Source organism: Mycobacterium sp. URHB0021 (assembly GCF_054057895.1).
On record NZ_JBSRZT010000002.1, the window covers coordinates 5,406,950 to 5,425,703 of the forward strand.

The 18,754-nt window shown below is 67.4% G+C and carries 18 protein-coding genes; 5 read left to right on the plus strand and 13 right to left on the minus strand.

Annotation, left to right across the window (positions count from 1 at the left end):
- Positions 1 to 138: 138 nt before the first annotated feature.
- A complete protein-coding gene (locus tag ACVWWN_RS29055) occupies positions 139 to 990 on the plus strand; it encodes an aldo/keto reductase (protein ID WP_457146951.1) in 852 nt (283 codons plus the stop codon).
- A 799-nt stretch (positions 991 to 1,789) separates the two neighbouring features.
- Positions 1,790 to 2,560 (plus strand): TMEM165/GDT1 family protein, encoded by a 771-nt coding sequence (locus ACVWWN_RS29060; protein ID WP_457146952.1) that lies wholly within the window; start codon positions 1,790 to 1,792, stop codon positions 2,558 to 2,560.
- Positions 2,561 to 2,582: 22 nt separating this feature from the next.
- Here the strand turns inward: ACVWWN_RS29060 and ACVWWN_RS29065 are convergent, their stop codons facing one another.
- From ACVWWN_RS29065 to ACVWWN_RS29075, 3 genes are read right to left on the minus strand one after another with little or no spacing between them, the layout of a single operon-like run.
- Positions 2,583 to 3,293, minus strand: a complete 711-nt coding sequence (locus tag ACVWWN_RS29065; protein WP_457146953.1) for an HNH endonuclease family protein — start codon at positions 3,291 to 3,293, stop codon at positions 2,583 to 2,585.
- Positions 3,290 to 5,500 (minus strand): ATP-dependent DNA helicase RecG, encoded by a 2,211-nt coding sequence (recG, locus tag ACVWWN_RS29070; RefSeq protein ID WP_457146954.1) that lies wholly within the window; start codon positions 5,498 to 5,500, stop codon positions 3,290 to 3,292. The genes ACVWWN_RS29065 and recG overlap by 4 nt, the downstream gene beginning before the upstream one ends.
- A gap of 2 nt (positions 5,501 to 5,502) precedes the next feature.
- Entirely contained in the window at positions 5,503 to 7,143 is a 1,641-nt protein-coding gene (locus ACVWWN_RS29075; RefSeq protein WP_457146955.1) for a DAK2 domain-containing protein, read from the minus strand.
- A 255-nt stretch (positions 7,144 to 7,398) separates the two neighbouring features.
- Between ACVWWN_RS29075 and rpmB the strand changes: the two genes are divergently transcribed.
- Positions 7,399 to 7,593, plus strand: a complete 195-nt coding sequence (gene rpmB, locus ACVWWN_RS29080; RefSeq protein ID WP_457146956.1) for a 50S ribosomal protein L28 — start codon at positions 7,399 to 7,401, stop codon at positions 7,591 to 7,593.
- Between the two features lie 85 nt (positions 7,594 to 7,678).
- Here the strand turns inward: rpmB and ACVWWN_RS29085 are convergent, their stop codons facing one another.
- On the minus strand, positions 7,679 to 8,362 hold the full coding sequence (locus ACVWWN_RS29085) for a uracil-DNA glycosylase (RefSeq protein WP_457146957.1): 684 nt from the start codon (positions 8,360 to 8,362) through the stop codon (positions 7,679 to 7,681).
- Positions 8,363 to 8,390: 28 nt separating this feature from the next.
- Positions 8,391 to 9,347 carry a thiamine-phosphate kinase gene (locus ACVWWN_RS29090; protein WP_457146958.1) on the minus strand — a complete coding sequence of 319 codons (957 nt, stop codon included), beginning with the start codon at positions 9,345 to 9,347 and terminating at the stop codon, positions 8,391 to 8,393.
- Between the two features lie 96 nt (positions 9,348 to 9,443).
- On the opposite strand from ACVWWN_RS29090, the gene ACVWWN_RS29095 reads away from it, so the two are divergent.
- Together ACVWWN_RS29095 and ACVWWN_RS29100 are read left to right on the plus strand one after the other, a co-directional pair.
- Positions 9,444 to 9,686, plus strand: a complete 243-nt coding sequence (locus ACVWWN_RS29095; RefSeq protein WP_457146959.1) for an Lrp/AsnC ligand binding domain-containing protein — start codon at positions 9,444 to 9,446, stop codon at positions 9,684 to 9,686.
- Positions 9,687 to 9,696: 10 nt separating this feature from the next.
- Positions 9,697 to 10,269, plus strand: a complete 573-nt coding sequence (locus ACVWWN_RS29100; protein WP_457146960.1) for a DUF3515 domain-containing protein — start codon at positions 9,697 to 9,699, stop codon at positions 10,267 to 10,269.
- Here ACVWWN_RS29100 and ACVWWN_RS29105 read toward each other — a convergent pair.
- The 8 genes from ACVWWN_RS29105 to ACVWWN_RS29140 form a co-directional block, all read right to left on the minus strand.
- Positions 10,266 to 11,393 carry a D-alanine--D-alanine ligase family protein gene (locus tag ACVWWN_RS29105; RefSeq protein ID WP_457146961.1) on the minus strand — a complete coding sequence of 376 codons (1,128 nt, stop codon included), beginning with the start codon at positions 11,391 to 11,393 and terminating at the stop codon, positions 10,266 to 10,268. The two genes, ACVWWN_RS29100 and ACVWWN_RS29105, sit on opposite strands and share 4 nt — an antisense overlap.
- Before the next feature lie 70 nt (positions 11,394 to 11,463).
- Positions 11,464 to 12,156: an SDR family NAD(P)-dependent oxidoreductase gene (locus tag ACVWWN_RS29110; RefSeq protein WP_457146962.1), complete on the minus strand. Its 693-nt coding sequence runs from the start codon at positions 12,154 to 12,156 to the stop codon at positions 11,464 to 11,466.
- Positions 12,153 to 13,523 carry an MmgE/PrpD family protein gene (locus ACVWWN_RS29115; RefSeq protein WP_457146963.1) on the minus strand — a complete coding sequence of 457 codons (1,371 nt, stop codon included), beginning with the start codon at positions 13,521 to 13,523 and terminating at the stop codon, positions 12,153 to 12,155. Before ACVWWN_RS29115 ends, ACVWWN_RS29110 begins: the two co-directional genes overlap by 4 nt.
- Positions 13,520 to 14,518: a Bug family tripartite tricarboxylate transporter substrate binding protein gene (locus ACVWWN_RS29120; protein WP_457146964.1), complete on the minus strand. Its 999-nt coding sequence runs from the start codon at positions 14,516 to 14,518 to the stop codon at positions 13,520 to 13,522. Before ACVWWN_RS29120 ends, ACVWWN_RS29115 begins: the two co-directional genes overlap by 4 nt.
- Positions 14,515 to 16,056: a tripartite tricarboxylate transporter permease gene (locus ACVWWN_RS29125; protein ID WP_457146965.1), complete on the minus strand. Its 1,542-nt coding sequence runs from the start codon at positions 16,054 to 16,056 to the stop codon at positions 14,515 to 14,517. The genes ACVWWN_RS29120 and ACVWWN_RS29125 overlap by 4 nt, the downstream gene beginning before the upstream one ends.
- A gap of 43 nt (positions 16,057 to 16,099) precedes the next feature.
- A complete protein-coding gene (locus tag ACVWWN_RS29130) occupies positions 16,100 to 16,675 on the minus strand; it encodes a tripartite tricarboxylate transporter TctB family protein (RefSeq protein WP_457146966.1) in 576 nt (191 codons plus the stop codon).
- Positions 16,675 to 17,385 (minus strand): MmgE/PrpD family protein, encoded by a 711-nt coding sequence (locus tag ACVWWN_RS29135; protein ID WP_457146967.1) that lies wholly within the window; start codon positions 17,383 to 17,385, stop codon positions 16,675 to 16,677. Before ACVWWN_RS29135 ends, ACVWWN_RS29130 begins: the two co-directional genes overlap by 1 nt.
- Positions 17,382 to 18,746: an MmgE/PrpD family protein gene (locus tag ACVWWN_RS29140; protein ID WP_457146968.1), complete on the minus strand. Its 1,365-nt coding sequence runs from the start codon at positions 18,744 to 18,746 to the stop codon at positions 17,382 to 17,384. Before ACVWWN_RS29140 ends, ACVWWN_RS29135 begins: the two co-directional genes overlap by 4 nt.
- Positions 18,747 to 18,754 lie beyond the last annotated feature (8 nt).

Consider the following 18,754-nt stretch of genomic DNA (forward strand, 5'->3'; position numbering starts at 1 on the left):
ACGCCTGTGCAGGTTCTGATTAGGTGGCATATACAAATCGGTAATATCGTCTTCCCCAAGTCGGTGGCCCCGAGAAAACTGCGATGGAACTCGACAGGGTCCCGATCCGCGAACGTTCAATTCGACAGGGTAGGTGTTATGACCACATCGCACGGGCAGGCCGCTGCGATCCCCACGGTCACGCTCAACGACGGGAACACGATCCCGATCATCGGCCTCGGCGTCGGCGAGCTGTCGGACAGCGAGACCGAGCAGTCCGTGTTGGCGGCATTGGAGGCGGGCTACCGTTTGATCGACACGGCCGCCGCCTACGGTAACGAGGAGGTGGTGGGCCGGGCGATCGCCGCGTCGGGGGTCCCCCGCGAGGAGCTGTTCGTCACCACCAAGCTGGCGACCGCCGATCAGGGCTTCCAGTCGTCGCAGGACTCCATTCGGGCCAGCCTGCAGCGGCTCGGACTGGACTACGTCGATCTTTACCTCATCCACTGGCCCGCCGGCGAGCAGGGCAAGTACGTCGACAGCTGGGGTGGTCTGATGAAGTCCAAGGAGGACGGCGTGACCCGGTCCATCGGGGTCGCCAACTTCCACGCGGAGCACCTTTCGGACATCATCGACCTGGCGTTCTTCACACCGGCGGTCAACCAGATCGAGCTGCATCCGCTGCTGAACCAGGCCGAGTTGCGGGCCGTCAACGCCGGGTACGGCATCGCCACCGAGGCCTATGGGCCGCTGGGTGTGGGCAGGCTGCTGGACAACCCGACCGTGGTGTCGGTGGCCGAAGCGCACGGCAAGACCCCGGCGCAGGTGTTGATCCGCTGGAGCATCCAGCTGGGCAACATCGTCATCCCCCGGTCCTCGTCACCGGAGCGCGTCAAGTCCAACCTCGACGTGTTCGACTTCGAGTTGACCGACGACGAGATGGCCACTCTCAACGGCCTGGACAGCGGCACCCGCTTCCGGCCGAATCCCGACGAGTACACGGGTACCTGACGCGAGTCTGTCGTCACCGGCCCAAAAGGCGGGTACCGACCGTGGTAACCAGAGGCTCGAATCGGTAACCTTCCCCGAACCTCCATGCGGACAGGGCTTTTGGACCACCCGGTGCTGCGATGAGCACGCGTCTGTTTTCAGGTTGAGGTAGTACGGTCGCGACAACGCACCCTGGTATCCGCCGGTGCAACTGGCGCGCCAGCTCACCACTATCGATGTAGTCAGCCGCGGACGGCTGCTCGCCGGATTCGGCATCGGCTGGTCATCGGCGCCCACGTCCGGATCAATGTCGCCCCGGGAACGGCTCTGGCGCAGTGGCCGACACCGTGCGGCAATTGGCCGACAACGGTTATCCGGATTCCTTCGTCGAGTTGATGTGGGCCGTCGGCGGGATCGACGCCCAACTCGAGTGGGTACAGAAATTGACGAACCGGCGATCGGGGCGGCCCGATACGAGACCGGCGCACACCCTTTACTGGAGTTCCGGTTATCCCGGCAGCGAGGTTTTGGGCTCGCCAACTTTACTTGGGCGGAACCCAAACTTGTTGAGCGCATTGAGGTTTCGCTCACGTCGAGTTGCGTGGACGGCGCAGGAACGGGTAGCCTCGGCAAAGCGAAGGGGAGTAGCCCCAAATCGGATAATCGACATACTGGTCTCGCGGTAACACCGCGCGGCCCGGTTACCCGGACCGGATCAGTAGCCGGTGGGCGAGACCTTCGGCCGCATTGACCGTTCAGGTTGCCGGCCGGAGGCAGGTACCACGTCCCCGACCGGCAGCCACCGACCAAGGAGTCGTGGGTGCTTTCCGCCTTGCTGCTGAGCTTCGCCGTGATCTTCATCGCCGAGATGGGTGACAAAACTCAGCTGGTGGCGATGATGTTCGCGCTGCGCTATCGCTGGTGGGTGGTGTTGGCCGCCATCGCCGCCGCCACCACCGCCGTACACGTTCTCTCGGTCGCGATCGGGCACTACCTCGGCGCTGCCCTGCCGACGCACCTGCTCGGGCTGATCGCCGGTGCGATGTTCGTCTTCTTCGGGTTCTGGACGCTGCGAGGCGACAAACTCTCCGATGACGAGGCGAGCCGCGCCCAGAAGGCCACTGCACCCGCGTTCTTCGTCGTCGCGTCCGCGTTCGTGCTTGCCGAGCTCGGCGACAAGACGATGCTCGCCACGATCACCCTCGCCGCCGACCATGACTGGGTCGGCGTGTGGATCGGCTCCACGCTCGGCATGGTAGCCGCAGACGGACTTGCCATCGTGGTCGGAGCTGTCGCGGGCAAGCACCTTCCCGAGCGGCTCATCCAACTGACTGCCGCGGCGCTGTTCCTGCTCTTCGGTGGCTACATGCTCCTCGAGAACATCTTCCCGGTGGCACCGGCCGCGGTGATCGCCGGCTGTGCGGTCGGCATTGTCGTCGTGATCGCCGCGATCCTGCGCGTGCTGCCCGAACGACTGCGCCCGGCCGTGATGCGGACCGAGGCGGTACCGGCCGCCGTCAGCATCGACTCCGCCACCGACGAAGTGTTGGACCGCGACACTTCTGGGGAGTCGACAGCTCAGAAACGCTGAGGCAGCTCGCCGGCCTGGGCCGTCAGCTCACGGGGCAGGTCGCGGCGGCGTCGCGCAGAACCGGGGCCGACGGCGCGTCGACCGGCAGCCCGTAGCCCCGCAGCACCGCGATGAACTGCACGGCGTACTGGCACCAGAACGCATGGTTCGCGGGCATCCAGGCCGCCGGTTCGTGATCGCCCTTGTCCTGATTGGCCTGACCTTGAACCGCGAGCAGGTTCGCCGGGTCGTTGGCGAACCGCAGCCGCATGTCGTCGGGCCAGTAGCGGGCGCCCAGATCCCACGCCAGCGCCAGCGGGACGATGTGGTCGATCTGCACTGACGCTCCGACCTGGTTGCCTCGAGTGAACGCCACCGTGGCATTGGTGTACGGGTCATACAGTGTGCCCGTGGCGACGGCGTTGGGGCACCGCTTGATTGACACATAGGTCTTGTCGACGAGATCTCGGTCCAGGATGTCGTTGCGGGTGTCGCATCCGTTGTGGCCACCGGGGGCGGCATTGTCGTCGGTCCACGATTCACCGAAGGCGTCCCGGCGGTAGTCATGGCCACGCAGGCGCACCGGTATCTCGGCGATGCCCGCGAGTACGTCGACACCCGGTGCGATTGTGGGGATATCGGCCTGCGCGGTGAACTCGGCGGCGCGATGGCTACCCTCCACCGTCGACTGGTAGGCCACGACCAGTGCCAGCGCAACGATGGCCACCAGCCACGGCAGCCGGTTACGGCTCACGCCTTGTCCAGATACTCGACGCGGTCCGTGTCGATGAATTGCGCTGCCAACACTGCCATTCCGGGATGCTGCGAATTCTTCGCGTAGAGCGACTCGCAAAGCTCACGGGCAGCCAGAATGACTTCCAGATGCGCCGAGAGCGACAAGAACCGCAGCGTGATGGCGCGACCGGACTGGCTGAGCCCCAGCACATCGCCCTCTCTGCGTTCTTCGAGATCCAGATCGGCCAGCTTGAACCCGTCCAACGTGCCGGCGACAGCCTTGAGTCGTTGCCCCGCCTTGGAGCCATCGGGCAGCTTGGTGGCGAGCAGGCACAGGCTCGGATGTTGTCCCCGCCCGATTCGCCCACGCAACTGGTGCAGCTGGCTGATCCCGAATCTGTCGGCGTCCATCACGAGCATCACGGTCGCGTTGGGAACATCGACACCGACTTCGATCACCGTGGTGCAGACAAGCACATCGAGCTGTCCGGCACGGAACGCCGCCATCACGGCATCCTTCTCGTCGGCGGAGAGCCGGCCGTGCATCAGGCCGATCCGCAGACCGGACAACGGACCGCGCTGGAGACGATTGAAAAGCTCCACGACGGTGGTCGCGGGCGGGCCGCCCTTCTTGTCGTTGGCTGTCTTGTCGTCCTCGTCGATGCGCGATGCGACGACGTATGCCTGCCGACCGTCGGCGACCTCCTCGATGATGCGCTTCCACGCCCGGTCCAGCCACGCCGGCTTCTCCTTGAGGAAGATCGTGTTGGTGGTGATGGGTTGCCGACCCCGCGGCAGTTCACGCAGCGTCGATGTTTCCAGGTCGCCGTAGACCGTGAGTGCGACGGTCCGCGGGATCGGTGTCGCGGTCATCACCAGCAGATGCGGCGTGAGGCCCTCAGGTGCCTTGGCCCGCAGCCGGTCCCGTTGTTCGACGCCGAACCGGTGCTGCTCGTCGACGACCACCATGCCGAGATTCCCGAATTCCACGGCGTCCTGTAGCAGCGCGTGCGTCCCGATGACGATTCCGGCCTCCCCCGCCGAAACCTCCTCGCGCACCTGCTTCTTCTGTTGGGCTGACATCGATCCCGTCAGCAGGGCGACCCGTGTCGCACCCTCCGCGCCGCCGAGCTGCCCCGCCATGGCCAGCGGACCGAGCACGTCGCGGATCGATCGGGCATGCTGGGCGGCAAGCACTTCCGTCGGGGCCAGCAGGGCGCACTGATGGCCGGCGTCGATCATCTGCAACATTGCCAAAACCGACACGATGGTCTTGCCGGACCCCACCTCACCCTGCAGCATGCGGTTCATCGGGCGGGTGCCCGCGATCTCGTCGGAGATGACGTCGAGCACCTCCTTCTGGCCGTCCGTCAACTCGAACGGCAGTTGTGCGCGCATCGCCACCACGAGGCCCGCGTCTCGCAACGGAGCCGGGGGCCCCGACTCGCTCAGCTCGCCGTACCGCCGACCCACCAGCCCCCATTGCAGGCCGATGGCTTCGTCGTAGGTCAGGCGTTCCCGCGCGCGCTCACGCTCGGCCGTGTTCTCGGCAAGGTGGATGGCCCGCAACGCTTCGTCCTCGGACGCCAAACCATGTTGCCGCACAAAGGCTTCCGGAAGAGGATCCTGGACCGGATCGAGCACGTCCAGCACCTGACGCACACACGCGTAGATGTCCCAGCTCTGCAGTTTCTTACTGGCGGGATAGATCGGGAAGAACTCGCGCTCGAATGCGGCCAGAAGCTCATCGCCGGTGGCGCCGGACGCCGACGCAATCGTCCGCAGTGACTTGGTTCCGGTGGTCTTGCCGCTGGCGTGCAGCGCGAGGAACGCGGGATGGGTGAGCTGCAGCGTGCCCTTGAAGAAACCGACCTCGCCGGACAGCATCACGCGTGTCCCCTCGACCAATGTGTTCTTCAGGTACTTCGCGTTGAAGAAGGTCGCCGTCACCTTCGGTCGCCGGTCGCCCAGGGCAACGACCAGGTACTCCCGTTTCGGCGGCCGGGTCGTCCACCTCGCGTCCGCTTTGGTGATGACATCGACGAAGGTGACGTGGTCACCTTCCTCGAGTTCCTCCCCCTCGCCGAGCACCGTCATGCCGTCGCTGTACTTGCGGGGGTAGTGGCGCAACAGGTCGTTGACCGTGCGGATGCCGAAGTGTTCCTCGAGCGGCCCGGCCGCCTTCTTGCCGAGGACGAAATCCAGCCGGTCGGTGAGCGAGGCCACGGCTACTCGACTCCGATCAGCAGCGCGTCGCCGTCGTGGTCGGTGTGATAGGTCACCAACTCCGCTCCCAGGTGCTCACTGTGGACGTGGTCCTGCAGCGCCCGCCCCACCCCGGGATCGGCGCCGGCACCGGTGAGGACGGTCACCAGTTCGCCGCCCGCGGACAGCAGCAGATCGATCAGGCCGGCGCCGGCGGCGCTGACGTCGTCACCAACGACGAGCACTTCGTCGCCCGAGATGCCCAGGCCGTCGCCCGGCTTACAGGTTCCCGCCCAGGTGAGCGCCTCCTCGGTGGCGACGCGTACCGAGCCGTGCCGCGCCGAGGCTGCCGCGCGCGCCATGGTGTAGCCGTCATCGACGGCTTGGCGCTCCGCGTCGTGGACCGCCAACGCCGCCAGTCCCTGCACCATCGACCCGGCAGGCACCGGCACCACGTCGATGCCCCAGCCGATTGCCGCCGTGCATCCCGCGACGAGTTCCTCGGCAGCCACGTATCCGTTGGGAAGCACCATGATCTGCGCGGCACCGGTGTTGACCAGGGCGTGCAGCAGCTGCTTCGCGCTGACCGGAACGTTGGTCTCCCGCCGCAGCACCTGCGCACCTTCGCCGGCGAACAGCTTTTCGGCTCCGTCGCCGTCGACCACCGCGAGGACGGCTCGCTCCCGGGTCCATCCGCCGGACGGTCGTGACCCGGCCTCGCCGGTGAGCGAGGTGATCTGGATTTTGCTCGGCGTGCCCAGTGAAAGGGCCGCCTCCACGGCGCCGCCGGCGTCGTCGGCATGCACGTGCACCGAATAGTGGCCACCACCGTGACCGGCCGCGCCCGACGCGGCGATCGCCACCGACTCGCCCAGCTGATCCAGCCGGTCGCGGAGCGTCTCGACGCCGGCCGGGTCGCACCCACTCAGCAGGTACATCACCTCGAATCGTGGCGAGGATGCGCCGGCTGTCGCGACCGCGTCCCCGGGCGACGACGGTTCGTACGCCTCACGGCGGGCGGCGTGGCCGGCGATGGTGGAGCACATCGCATCCAGCAGTACCAGCAGACCGCGTCCGCCGGCATCCACCACGCCGGCCTCTGCGAGCACATCGAGCTGTTCGGTGGTCTTGGTCAGGGCGGTAGCAGCCGCATCGGCCGCAGCGACGACCACGTCGGCGAGGCCGGTACCGTCGTCGGCCGCCCGTTCCGCGGCGGCCGCCGCCTCCTGCAGCACCGAGACGATGGTTCCCCGGACCGTCTCGCCCATGGACGCCACCGCCAGACCGACCGCGTGCCGCAGACCGGCCGCGAAGACCGTCGCGTTGATGTCGGCCAGTGTTTCCCGCTCGCCGGCGGCGGTCGCGGTGACGTCGGACAGCCCGCGCAGGATCTGCGACAGGATGACGCCCGAGTTGCCCCGGGCTCCGTGCAGCGCCCCGGAGGCCAGCGCCGCGGTGACCTGGACGACGTCGTCGCTGTGCGGGCCGGCATCGGCCTGCGCCCACGCCGAACGCATCGTGAACAGCATGTTCGTCCCGGTGTCGGCGTCGGCAACGGGGAAGACATTGAGCCGGTTGATCTCGTCGGTGTGGGTGATCAGGTCACCGACGGCGGTATGCGCCCAGTCCCGTAACGCTGAGGCGTCGAGCCGTCGAGCCGACATCCCACCTCCAACCCACGTGGCACCAGACACCACGAAACCCGCCCAGCTGTCGTGGGCGACAGCCTAGTCAGTGGCGGCGACACCACCGATCGAACGTTGTCCTCTGTGGACAGGGCGGCGCGGCTTGCGCGACGTCCATCGGCCGATTTTGGCGATACCTTCGGCGGCCGGTATTCTGGTCAGGTTGTCGGGACGAGCCGCGATCGGTCGCGGCGAACCGAACCCAGACCCCAAGTACTGATCCAAGGAGTTCACATGGCTGCCGTATGCGATATCTGCGGGAAGGGCCCCGGCTTCGGCAAGTCGGTTTCGCACTCCCATCGCCGGACCAGCCGTCGCTGGGATCCCAACATCCAGACCGTCCGCGCCGTGAGCAGCCCGGGTGGAAACAAGCAGCGTGTCAATGTGTGCACGTCGTGCCTCAAGGCCGGCAAAGTCTCGCGCGGATGAGCGCTCGCGCGAAGACCAGACGATGAGCGCTCGCGCGAAGACCAGACGAGTCGCCTGACGCCTAGGGTTCTCGAGCCGGTCGCCACTACGGCAGGCGCCAGTCGATCGGATCGGCGCCCATCTTTTCCAGCAGTTCGTTGGCGCGGCTGAACGGTCGCGAACCGAAGAACCCCCGCGACGCCGACAGCGGCGACGGGTGCGGCGATTCGATCGCCACACAATCCTCCCCGATCAGCATCGGTTTCAGCGTGGAGGCGTCACGACCCCACAGCACCGCCACCATCGGCTGGTTGCGGGCCACCAACGCCCGGATCGCGCACTCGGTGACGGCCTCCCAACCCTTGCCTCGGTGCGAGGCCGGATTGCCCGGCCGCACGGTGAGCACCCTGTTGAGCAGCATCACGCCCTGCTGGGCCCACGGCGTCAAGTCGCCGGTCGCGGGCGCCGGATACCCGAGGTCCTTGCCGTACTCGTTGAAGATGTTGTCCAGACTGCGTGGCAGTGGACGTACGTCGGCGCCGACCGAGAAACTCAGCCCCACCGCATGGCCGGGCGTCGGGTACGGGTCCTGGCCGACGATGAGCACACGGACCTGCTCGAACGGAAAAGTGAATGCGCGCAACACACTCGGACCCGCCGGCAGATACCGGTGGCCTGCGGCGAGTTCGGTGCGGAGAAACTCTCCCATCTGAGTCACTTGGGGTGCTACGGGTTCCAGTGCGCGGGCCCAGCCTTCGTCGACGAGTTCATTCAGCGGTCGTGCCGTCACGACAGTTCAACCTAGTGGGAGCGGTTGATCAGAACGACTCCCAGCCCCGACTTCCGGTCCATTCAGCGCCGTCCACCAACACCCGGGACGGTCCGTCGACAATCACGCCGATCGTCCGCCACCCCGAGGGCGGCTCGCCCGGAAACGCCGCGACCAGCGCATGGTCCTCGCCGCCGTTGAGCACCCACGCCCACGCATCCGCCCCGGCGGCACGGGCGGCGTCCGCGACGGCGTCCCGATAGAGGGTCAGCGCTGCCGTCCGCACGTCGACGCCCACGCCGGACGCCTTGGCGATGTGGCCGAGGTCGGCGAGCAGCCCATCGGAGACGTCGGTCATCGCGGTGGCGCCCGCATCCGCGGCAGCCCGGCCCTCACGGTACGGCGGCTCCGGCACCAGATGGCGACGACGAAGCATGTCGAAACCCTCAATATCGTTGTGCCACAACTCATATCCGGCAGCAGAGCGACCCAGCTCTCCGACGATTGCGAGCGTGTCACCCGGCTGGGCACCGTCGAGGCGGACTGGCTCACGGCCGTCGAGGTCGCCGAGCGCGGTCACCGAAATCACCCACAGCGGGGCGCTGACCAGATCGCCGCCCACGATCCCGGCACCCAGCAGCCGGGCCTCGTGCCACATGCCATCGGACAATTCGACGGCCTGGGTCGCCGGGGTGTCTCCCGGTGCGCCGAACGCGACGACGAACGCGGTGGCGCGCGCCCCCATCGCCTCGATATCCGCGGCGTTCTGGGCGATCGCCTTCCGTCCGACGTCGTGGGGGGTGGACCAGTCCAGCCGGAAGTGGCGCCCGGCCACCAGCATGTCGGTGGACACCACCGTCCGCCCGTCGCCCGCGTTGACCACCGCGGCGTCGTCGCCCGGGCCGAGCGCCACCTCGGGCGGCTGTTGCCGTCGCGCGACCAGCCGGTCGATCACGGTGAACTCGCCCAGTTCCGCCAGCGTTTGGCCGGGCTCATCGATCGCCATGTCCCCCATCATTCCCGGCCTGAACACCGGCCCGACCTGCGGTACGTTTGGTCCCGGCGGCGTGCAAGGCGAGGCAGCGAAAAGGAGGACCAGCGGGTGGTCGAGGCTTTCATGCTGATCCAGACCGAGGTGGGCCGCGCTGAGGTCGTCGCCAAGCAACTCGCCGCCCTTCCCGGGGTGTTGACGTCGGAGTACGTAACCGGACCCTATGACGTCGTTGTCCGCATCGGCGCAGACACCCTCGGCGACCTGCAGGCCACCGTCGTTCCGAGCGTGCAGCAGGTCACCGGAATCACGCGCACGCTGACCTGTCCCATCGCCAATGGGGTGCAGCCCTAGAGTTCTGCATGTGAATGACGAGACCCGCGACGGCCCACCGCGGGGACTGCTCATCGCGGCGGTCCTCGTCGCGATCGGCGCCGTCGTCGGAATTCTGGTGTTCGCGGCGCTTCGGCAGAGCCCCGTCACGCAGCCTCCCCTCCCGATCGTCGGCGTCCCGGCACCGAAGGCCGACAGCACGGACTGCGGCGCGCTGACCGACAGCCTCCCGGACCAACTGGGCGACTATCACCGCGCACAGGCGGCCGATCCCGCCCCGGCCGGCGCGGCGGCATGGCGGCCCGCCGACGACGGTGACGCGGTGATCCTGCGCTGCGGGGTCGAGCGTCCCGGCGAGTTCGTCGTGGGCGTTCCGCTCCAGGTGGTCGACCAGGTCCAGTGGTTCCGGGTGGGAGAAGACGGTGTGGGCGAAGGAGGGGCCGGGGAAGATGGCGGCCGCAGCACATGGTTCGCCGTCGACAGGGCCGTTTACATCGCTCTGACGCTGCCCCAGGGTGCCGGACCGACGCCCATCCAGGAGATTTCCGACCTCATCGCCGAGAAGCTGCCCGCCAGGCCGGTCGACCCTGCACCGGTGGGTTAGCGCAGACCCGTACCGCGCTTCAGTGCCGTTTCCACCATGGTGGTCAGCAGCGTCGGATAGTCCACTCCGGTGGCCGCCCACATCCGCGGGTACATCGAGATGGTGGTGAAGCCCGGCATGGTGTTGATCTCGTTGATCACCGGCCCGTTCTCGGTGAGGAAGAAATCGACGCGTGCAAGGCCCTGACAGTCGATCGCCTGGAACGCCCGGATCGCCAGTCGGCGTACCGCGTCGGCGATTTCGTCATCGATCTTGGCGGGCACGTCGAGTTCGGCGGCATCGTCGAGGTACTTGGTCTCGAAGTCGTAGAACCCGTCCTCGCGTCCCCGGACACCGGCCACCCGGATCTCGCCGACCGTGCTGGCCTCGATCCGACCGTCGGGGAATTCCAGTACGCCGCACTCCAATTCGCGCCCGGGTATCGCCGCCTCGACGATCACCTTGGGGTCGTGCCTGCGGGCCTGTTGGATGGCCGCCGGCAGCTGATCCCATGCGGTCACCCGGCTCACACCGATCGAGGAGCCGCCGCGTGCGGGCTTGACGAACACCGGCAGCCCGAGTCGTTCACGGTCATCGAGTTCGAGCGATCCCTGGCGTGACCGCAGCACCACCTGGTCCCCGATCGGCAGGCCCTCCGCGGCGAGCAGCTTCTTGGTGAACTCCTTGTCCATGCCCGCCGCGCTGGCCAGCACGCCTGCGCCGACGTACGGCACGCCGGCCAGCTCCAGCAGGCCCTGGATGGTGCCGTCCTCGCCGTACGGGCCGTGCAGCACGGGGAAGACGACGTCGACCGAGGCCAGCATCTCCCCCGCACCCTGGCCCAGGGACAGCAGCTGTCCGCTGCGACGCGGATCGGCCGCCAGCGTGAGTTCGGTGCCCGACGCTCCGCTCACCTCCGGGAGCCGCCCATCGGTGATCGCCAGGGCGTCGGGGCGCCCATCGGTCAGCACCCATGATCCGCCGGGCGTGATGCCGACGGCGACGATCTCGAAGCGCTCCGGATCGAGGTTGCGCAGGATACTACCTGCGGAAACACACGAAATCGCGTGCTCTGAGCTGCGTCCGCCGTACACGACGGCGACGCGGACGCGACCGGCGGCGCCGGTCTGGTCGCGGGAAGTCACAACCTAGAGAGGCTACCGTCCTGATCGCGCGGCGCACGGCCGGCCATGGCGACCACGACTTTTGTGGCGATCACCGGGCGGCGCCCACCTCGATCAGCTGGCCGGTCACATCCACGCCGGACGGTGAAGCCAGGAATGCCACGGCATCGGCGACGGCGTCACGGCGCCGCTGCGTCTCCTGCTCGGCAGCCGCCATCCCAGGATCGGGTTCCATGTGGCTGGGCGAGACGGCGTTGACGGAGATACCGTCGGGTGCGCACGCGGCAGCCAGCCCCTTCGTCATGCCGACGAGCCCGTACTTGGCCGCCGACACGTGAAAGCGACGCGCATCCCCACGCAGCGCATTGCCGCCGATGATCGAGACCATCGCGCCGCCCCCCGCAGACCGCAGCCGGGGCAGTGCCTCGAACACGCAGTGCATGGCCCCGTCCAGGGTCACCGACCGCACCGACTCCCAGTCGGTAGCCGTGACGTCGTAGGCAGGCACATGGGTGCGCACCGCCGCATTGTTGACGAGCACCCGGACCGGGCCCAGGCTGTCGGCGGCGGCGAACATGCGCTGCACCTGTTCGGGGCTACCGACGTCGGCGAGCGCGCAGACCGCGCTCACGCCGATCTCGCGGGCCTCGGCGGCCACCTTCTCAGCGCCCTCGAGATCCGTCCGCGCGTTGACCACCACATGGTAGCCGGACCGGGCAAGCGCGAGCACGATCGCTCGTCCGAGGTTGCGGGCACCACCGGTGACCACTGCGACACCGCTCACTGCCGCACTCCCATCAACCGCACCAAATCGTCGAATTCCTTGGCCCTTTCGACATTCCAGCAGGCATCCAACAGTCGCGCCGCGTTGTCAGCGCCGAGCCGGGGCGCAGTGTTGTCGGTGAACTTGGCGGACAACTGCGCATCCGTCATGGGGTTGTCGGGGGTGCCGGTGTTGTTCTCGACGCGATGGTTCAGCGACCTGCCGTCGGTGAGATCGACGGTGACCACCGCGGCGCGTTTACCCACCGCATCGTCGGCTCGGACGTCGACGATGTGCCGCAGAGCGGAGATTTCCGGATCGAGCGCCGCGGCGTCGGTGTAGTGATCCAGTCGTGGACGCGGCGCCGTCAATGCCACCGCCACACCGTGGGTCAGGCTGAACTTCGCGTCCAGACCGGTGCGCGGGTCCACCTTGCCGGTGACCGTCGCGGCCTTCGAATTCACCGTGGCGCGCACCCTCGCGACGTCGGCGGCGCCGAAGCCGAATTCGGCGCGTAGCGCGAGGACGGCGTCGATGGACGGATGCGTCAGCGAACCGCTGGGATACGCCTTGTACCCGTTGGACAACAGGTTCCAGTGCTCACCGAGACCGTCGACGAGCTTGCCCGGCGACGAGTCGGACGACATCACAGCGAGAAGGCCGCGGGCACCCTCGACGATGTCGGTGCAAGAGCTGACGCCCTCGTCGGCCATGATCGCCGCGAGCAGGCCGTCCATCGCGGCCTTACCGGCATGCAGCGCCTTGCCGTCGGTGCCGTAGACGGCCTTGAGGCCGGCCGCCTGGGTACCCGCGCTGCCCAGGGCCTGCGCCAACACCGATGGTGACAGCTCCAGTACCCGGCCCGCCGCCGCGGCCGCGCCGAGATGTCCGACGGTTCCCGTGACGTGCCAACCGATTTCATAGTGCGCGTCCCCCGCCGCCCGGCCCACCCGGCATTCCGTCTCGAAGCCGGCCACGAAGGCCGCCAACGCGTCCGCACCTGACAGCGGCATGCGCTCGGCCAGACCGAAGATCACCGGCCACACCGGCGCGCTTCCGTGCACCGTGGTATCGCCCGGATTGAAGGTGTCGTCGTAGTCCAGCAGGTGCGCGGCGAATCCGTTGACCAGTGCGGCGAAAACCAGTGCCCTGGTCTCGGGCCGGCCGATCACGGTGTGTGCGCCAGGCCCCGCCGACCGCTGCGAAGCCCGCAGCATCGCGCCGACGGCGGGGTGCGCCGCGGCGGCCATCGCAACGCCGACGTGATCGACCAGTGCACGCTTGGCCTCGTGTACGACGTCGCCGGGAAGGTCCGAGAACCGCAGCGTAGCAGCGAAATCAGCGAGTCTGCCGGTCAGGCCGACGGCTGCATCGTTAGTGGTCGTCACTGGTCGGCCAGGCCTATCCCGCTGATCAATGTGACCAGCGAATCATTCTGCTGCTTGAGGAACGAACCGAATTTGCCTGAGTCCAAATACTCTGTCACGGAACCATTCTCGTCGACGAATTCATTCCATCCGGGCGCGCTCACCAACGTGTGGAAGGTGTCCTGGTAGTACTTCAGCGCCCGCTGCGGAATCTCCGGTGGGCCGACGAACCCGCGGAATTCCTCGGGCAGCGGACCGACATCGAGGCCCTGCGCCTTGATCGACGTGAGCTCGGGAAATGTCGAGACCTTCCGGTCGGCGACGGTGGCGATCACCCTGATCGCCCCGACCTTGACCTGGTCCACGAAATCGGTCGACGCCCCGATCATCATCTGTGCGTCGTTGCGCAACAGCGCGGCGATCCGCTGGCCGCTGTCGCTGAACGTCAGGTACTTCCACGTGGTGTCGGTCCGTGCCTGCAACGCCTTACCGGTCAACGAATCCGTCGCCGTGATCGAACCGCCGACCTGGACCAGCCCGTCGGGCCTGCGCTGCGCCTCGGCGATGAAGTCCTTCACCGTGTGGAACGGCGAGTCGGCCCGCACCGCGACGATCTGCGGTTCGATCAGCAACGCGGCGATGGGTTTCAACTCGGTGATCGACACCGAGGTGCCCGACAGGGTCAGCGGCGTGACGAGCCAGGTGGGCGTGACAGCGGCAATGGTGTCCGAACGGCCCTTGCGGCCCCTCAGATACGACATCGCCCCGATGCCGGAACCCTCGGTCTGATTGCGCACCGGCCAGGAGCTGTCGATCAGCCGGTCGGTCTGCATCAACTTGATGACCTGGCGGGCGAAGACGTCACTGCCACCGCCCGGGCCCGTGTGCACCACCACCTGCGTGCGACTGGGCACGCCGTTCTGCAATCCGCCGCGTTGCAGTCCGCAACCGGCCAGTGCGACGGCGACGGTACCGATCAGCATGCTGCGCCTCGAGATCCGCGCAACGTCCATCATTCGCCTTTCGTTCCGACGAGTTCGGCCGGTTCGCCCAGCAGTCTCGCCTGCGCCGACCTCCGCTGCCGCCCCATCACGACCAATCCCAGACCGACCAGGACCGCGGCGCCCAAGATCGTCGCCGAGATCGGCCGTTCCAGGAAGATCAGCGGATCGTTGTCCGACAGCACCAGCGACTGCCGCACCGCGTTCTCGGCCATCGGCCCCAGCACGAACGCCATCAGTAGTGGCGCCGCGGGTACGCCCAGCTTGCCGAACAGATAGCCGAGCAGACCGAAGATCGCCATCAGGTACACGTCGGTCATCGAGCTGCGCACGCTGTACACACCGACCACCGCCAGCACCAGGATGGCCGGATACAGCGCCCAGTAGGGAATCTTGAGGATCCGCACCCAGATCGGGATCATCGGCAGGTTCAGCACGAGCAGCATGATGTTGCCGATGTAAAGGCTCGCGATCACCGGCCAGCCGATCTCGGGGTGATCGGTGAACAGCAACGGACCCGGCTGCAGCCCATAGAGCAGCAGGGCCGCCAGCATCACCGCGGTGCTGGCGGTCCCCGGGAGACCAAGAGACAGAAGCGGAATCATCGCTGCACTCGATTCGGAGTTGTTGGCGGCCTCGGGGCCCGCGACACCCTCGATCGCGCCCTTGCCGAACTTCTCCGGATGCTTCGACGTCCGCTTCACAAGCTCGTACGAGAGGAAGGACGCCACGGTCGAACCGCCGCCGGGCAGTGCGCCGATGAAGAAGCCGAAAATTGTCCCCATTGCGATGGCCAGTCGCGACTGTTTGAGATCAGCCTTGGTGGGCAGCAGGTTCCTGATGCCCTTGGGCACGGTGAACACTCTTCGGCCCATCTTCTTCTCGGCGTTGAGCAGGACCTCCCCGACGGCGAACAGTCCGACGCTGATCGCGATGAACTCGATTCCGTCGAACAGTGCGGGTGATCCGAACGTCAGCCTCTGCTGTCCGGTGAAGATGTCGATTCCGATGGTCGACAACAGCAGGCCGATGCACATCGAGAGGAACCCCTTGAGGGGCGACTCACTGGCCAGCAGGATCACCAGCAGCAGGCCGAACGCCATCAGCGCCGCATACTCCGGCGGACCGAAACCCAGTGCCACATGGGCGACCACCGGCGCCGCGAACGTCAGCGCCACCACCCCGAAGGTGCTGGCGATGAATCCGGCGATCGCCGACATGCCCATCGCGGGGCCGGCCCGTCCCTTGCGCGCCAACGGGTGGCCGTCCAGACACAGGACCACCGAAGAGGTTTCGGCGGGGATGTTCAACAGGATGGACGTGGTGGCACCGGCGAACTTGGCGCCATGGTAGATGCCGGCCATCATGATCAGGCCGGTGGTCGGGGGCAGGCTGGTGGTGACCGGTAGCAGAATCGCCAGCGTCGCAGGAGGTCCCAGCCCGGGCAGAATTCCGATCAGGGTTCCGATCACGACGCCGACGGCCACCCAGAACAGGTTCATCGGGGTGAACGCGGACCCGAATCCGGTCAGCAGATTGTGCAGCGCGTCCATCATTTCTCCTCTTGCGACGCCGTGGCGGCGTCATGACGGTGGCTCACACGCCCTCGAAGAATGCGGCGGTGGGCAACTCCACGCCGAGGACGAAGACGAAGAGGGCGTAGGCGATCACCGGGACGGCGACGATCACCACGACGGTCTTGAGCCCTCTGATGCGTTCGATGAGCAGCACCAGATACGCGATGAGCAGAATGGTCGCCGGCACGAATCCGATCAACCCCATCAACGGGAGGCTGGCTGTCAGGCCGACCCACACGCTCCCCGCGCGCACAAACTCCTTTCCGACGCCCTTCATCTGGCCCTCGGCCGCACGACCGATTCGGAGGCGACGCACGACCGACACCGCCGCCAGTGCCAGCCCGAGCGCAACCACGGCGACCGAGAGCGCGGTCGGAAACATTCCCGGGCCCGGCACGCCGTGTTTGCCGAACATCGGGAGGCCGGACGCGTCGGTGAGTGCGACAGCGCCGAAGCCGGCCGCCACGACGCCCAAGATCGCCTGGGCGCCCGGTGACTTGGCGAGGACGGAACGTTCGGGCGCGGCCGGTTGGTGATCGTCGACCAGAGCGTCCTGGTCACCGTGGGCAACGGGGACGCTCTCCGCCCGAGTCATCACCTAACCCCTGACGTTCCCGCGGCCGTCGAAGCTTCAGAACCTTGTGCAGCCTCATACCGTGCGGCAGCTACATCCGGCGCCAGCAGCGCCAACAGCCCCCGACGTCCGCCCAAGCTGTCGGCAGCCGAAGTGAACCCATGTCGCGCGAGCATCGCGGCCTCCACCGCGTCGGCGGCAACCTTGGCGAGCTGCACGCTCCCGGACTCGGATTCGTCCACGTCGCGCAGACCGGCCGCCTGGGTCGCGCACAGACCCACCACGTTGCGCAGCCGGGCGTCGTTGAGTACGAGGAGGCGACCGGCGGCGGCACCGGCGCCCAGGAGTCCGGCAATGCTGCGATGGCTCCACCGGTCGGCCGCGTCGGACGACCCGAGCACCGCCGCGATCTCGTCGGCCACGGCACACCCGGCGGCGACGGCCGACGCCGCTTCCTCGGCCACGGCATCTAATGGCACATTTTGCAGTGCAACGGCAGTGACGCCGATTGCATGCCAACGCCAGCCCTGTCCAGCCGCCTTGGTCTGCATCGCGATTCGCCATGCCCGGTTCATCGCCGTCGGCGATCCACCGGGGTGGGCGTTGGCCAGCGGCCAGTCGTCCCCTCGCAGCGCCTCATGAAGGGCTTCGAGGTGGGTGCGTGCCGCAACCAGTTCCTGCTCGGCGGGCGTCGTGTTGATGATGCCGATGATGTGGTCGGTGAATGTCACAGTGCTTGTCCGTTCTGCCGCGGACGCGCGGCGGCGACGATGTCGGCGAAGCCCGCCGCGGAATTGATCCCGTCGACGAGTTGCAGGATCCTTGCGGCGCTTCCCGCGCCGAGTACGGGCTCGGTCAGCGCATCGACCTTTCCGAGCAGTTCGGCTTCGGTGAGGGGCCTGGCCAGGCTGCCGCGGGCGTGGGGCACGTGCACGATGACCAACTGGCCGCTCACCAGACGCACGGTGATGGTGGCCTCATCGCGCGCACAGTCGCTGCTGGGCACCAACGCGGTGACACCACGCAGGCGCACCACATCGGGAGCGGTCGCACGGGTGTCGGAGAATTCGCGAAGGCCCGCCCGCCCATCCAACAACCCCACGGCCACACCGTGGCGCGCACTGAACCGGGCCTGCAGCCCGTCAGCGGGCTGCAGCACGCCCATCAACTCCGGCACGAGTGGATGACAACTCACCTCGACCGACTCGATGTCCGTCACGTCGTCGATCCGGCCGCCCGCCCCGATCGCGGCGTCGATCCCCGGGTGCGCCACGATGCCGCACGGGTAGGGCTTGAACGTGTTGCGCTCCAGCTCCCAGTCGGTGGTCCACGGACGAAGCAACTCGTCGTCGTCGACCGAATCGGCGAACATCGTCAGTACCCCGGTGTCGCCCAGCGGATCGGCGATGCCCTGATAACCCGACAACCCCAGCCGCGCCGCCAATACGCCATTGGCCGCGGCCTTTCCGGCGTGAAACGGCTTGGTCATCGACCCGAAGCCCTCGCGATGACCGATCGTCATCGTCGACGCCGCCGCGAGCGCGGCCCGGAATTCGGCATCGTCCAGACCGAGCAGCACCGCGGCGGCCACCGTCGCACCGAAGACCCCACACGTTCCGGTGATGTGCCATCCGCGGTCGTAATGGTTCGGTGAGATCGCTTTTCCGATCCGCAGTTGAGCCTCGCAACCCAGCGCGAATGCCCGAAGGCAATGCTCACCCGACGCAGCCGTTGAATCGTGAAGCGCGACAAGCACCGCCAGCGTCGAAGCCGCCGGATGAATCACGGTGGCCAGGTGGGTGTCGTCGAAGTCGTCGTAGTGACCGGCGGTTCCGGTGAACAGGGCGGCCCAGTGCTCGTCGAGGATGTCGGGCCGGCCCAGTACCTGCACACGGCCGCGGCCGGAGAGCTCGCGCGCGGCACCGAGGATGGCGTCGGCGGCCGGTGACCACGCGGCGCCCACCACAGTGCCCAGCACGTTGAACAAGGACCGTTGCGCGGCCGCGGCGACCGCGGGGGTCAACGGGCGGGCGGCCGCGTCGAGCAGCCGGTCGCAGAAGTCCGTGGTCCGCATCACAGCAGTAGTTGGCATGTGAGCGA

Excerpts from the sequence above, each read along its gene's own strand:
- ACVWWN_RS29055 (WP_457146951.1), top strand. The coding sequence starts at position 139 with ATGACCACATCGCACGGGCAGGCCGCTGCGATCCCCACGGTCACGCTC.
- ACVWWN_RS29075 (WP_457146955.1), bottom strand. The coding sequence starts at position 7,143 with ATGTCGGCTCGACGGCTCGACGCCTCAGCGTTACGGGACTGGGCGCAT.
- rpmB (WP_457146956.1), top strand. The coding sequence starts at position 7,399 with ATGGCTGCCGTATGCGATATCTGCGGGAAGGGCCCCGGCTTCGGCAAG.
- ACVWWN_RS29090 (WP_457146958.1), bottom strand. The coding sequence starts at position 9,347 with ATGGCGATCGATGAGCCCGGCCAAACGCTGGCGGAACTGGGCGAGTTC.
- ACVWWN_RS29120 (WP_457146964.1), bottom strand. The coding sequence starts at position 14,518 with ATGATGGACGTTGCGCGGATCTCGAGGCGCAGCATGCTGATCGGTACC.
- ACVWWN_RS29125 (WP_457146965.1), bottom strand. The coding sequence starts at position 16,056 with ATGGACGCGCTGCACAATCTGCTGACCGGATTCGGGTCCGCGTTCACC.
- ACVWWN_RS29130 (WP_457146966.1), bottom strand. The coding sequence starts at position 16,675 with ATGACTCGGGCGGAGAGCGTCCCCGTTGCCCACGGTGACCAGGACGCT.
- ACVWWN_RS29140 (WP_457146968.1), bottom strand. The coding sequence starts at position 18,746 with ATGCCAACTACTGCTGTGATGCGGACCACGGACTTCTGCGACCGGCTG.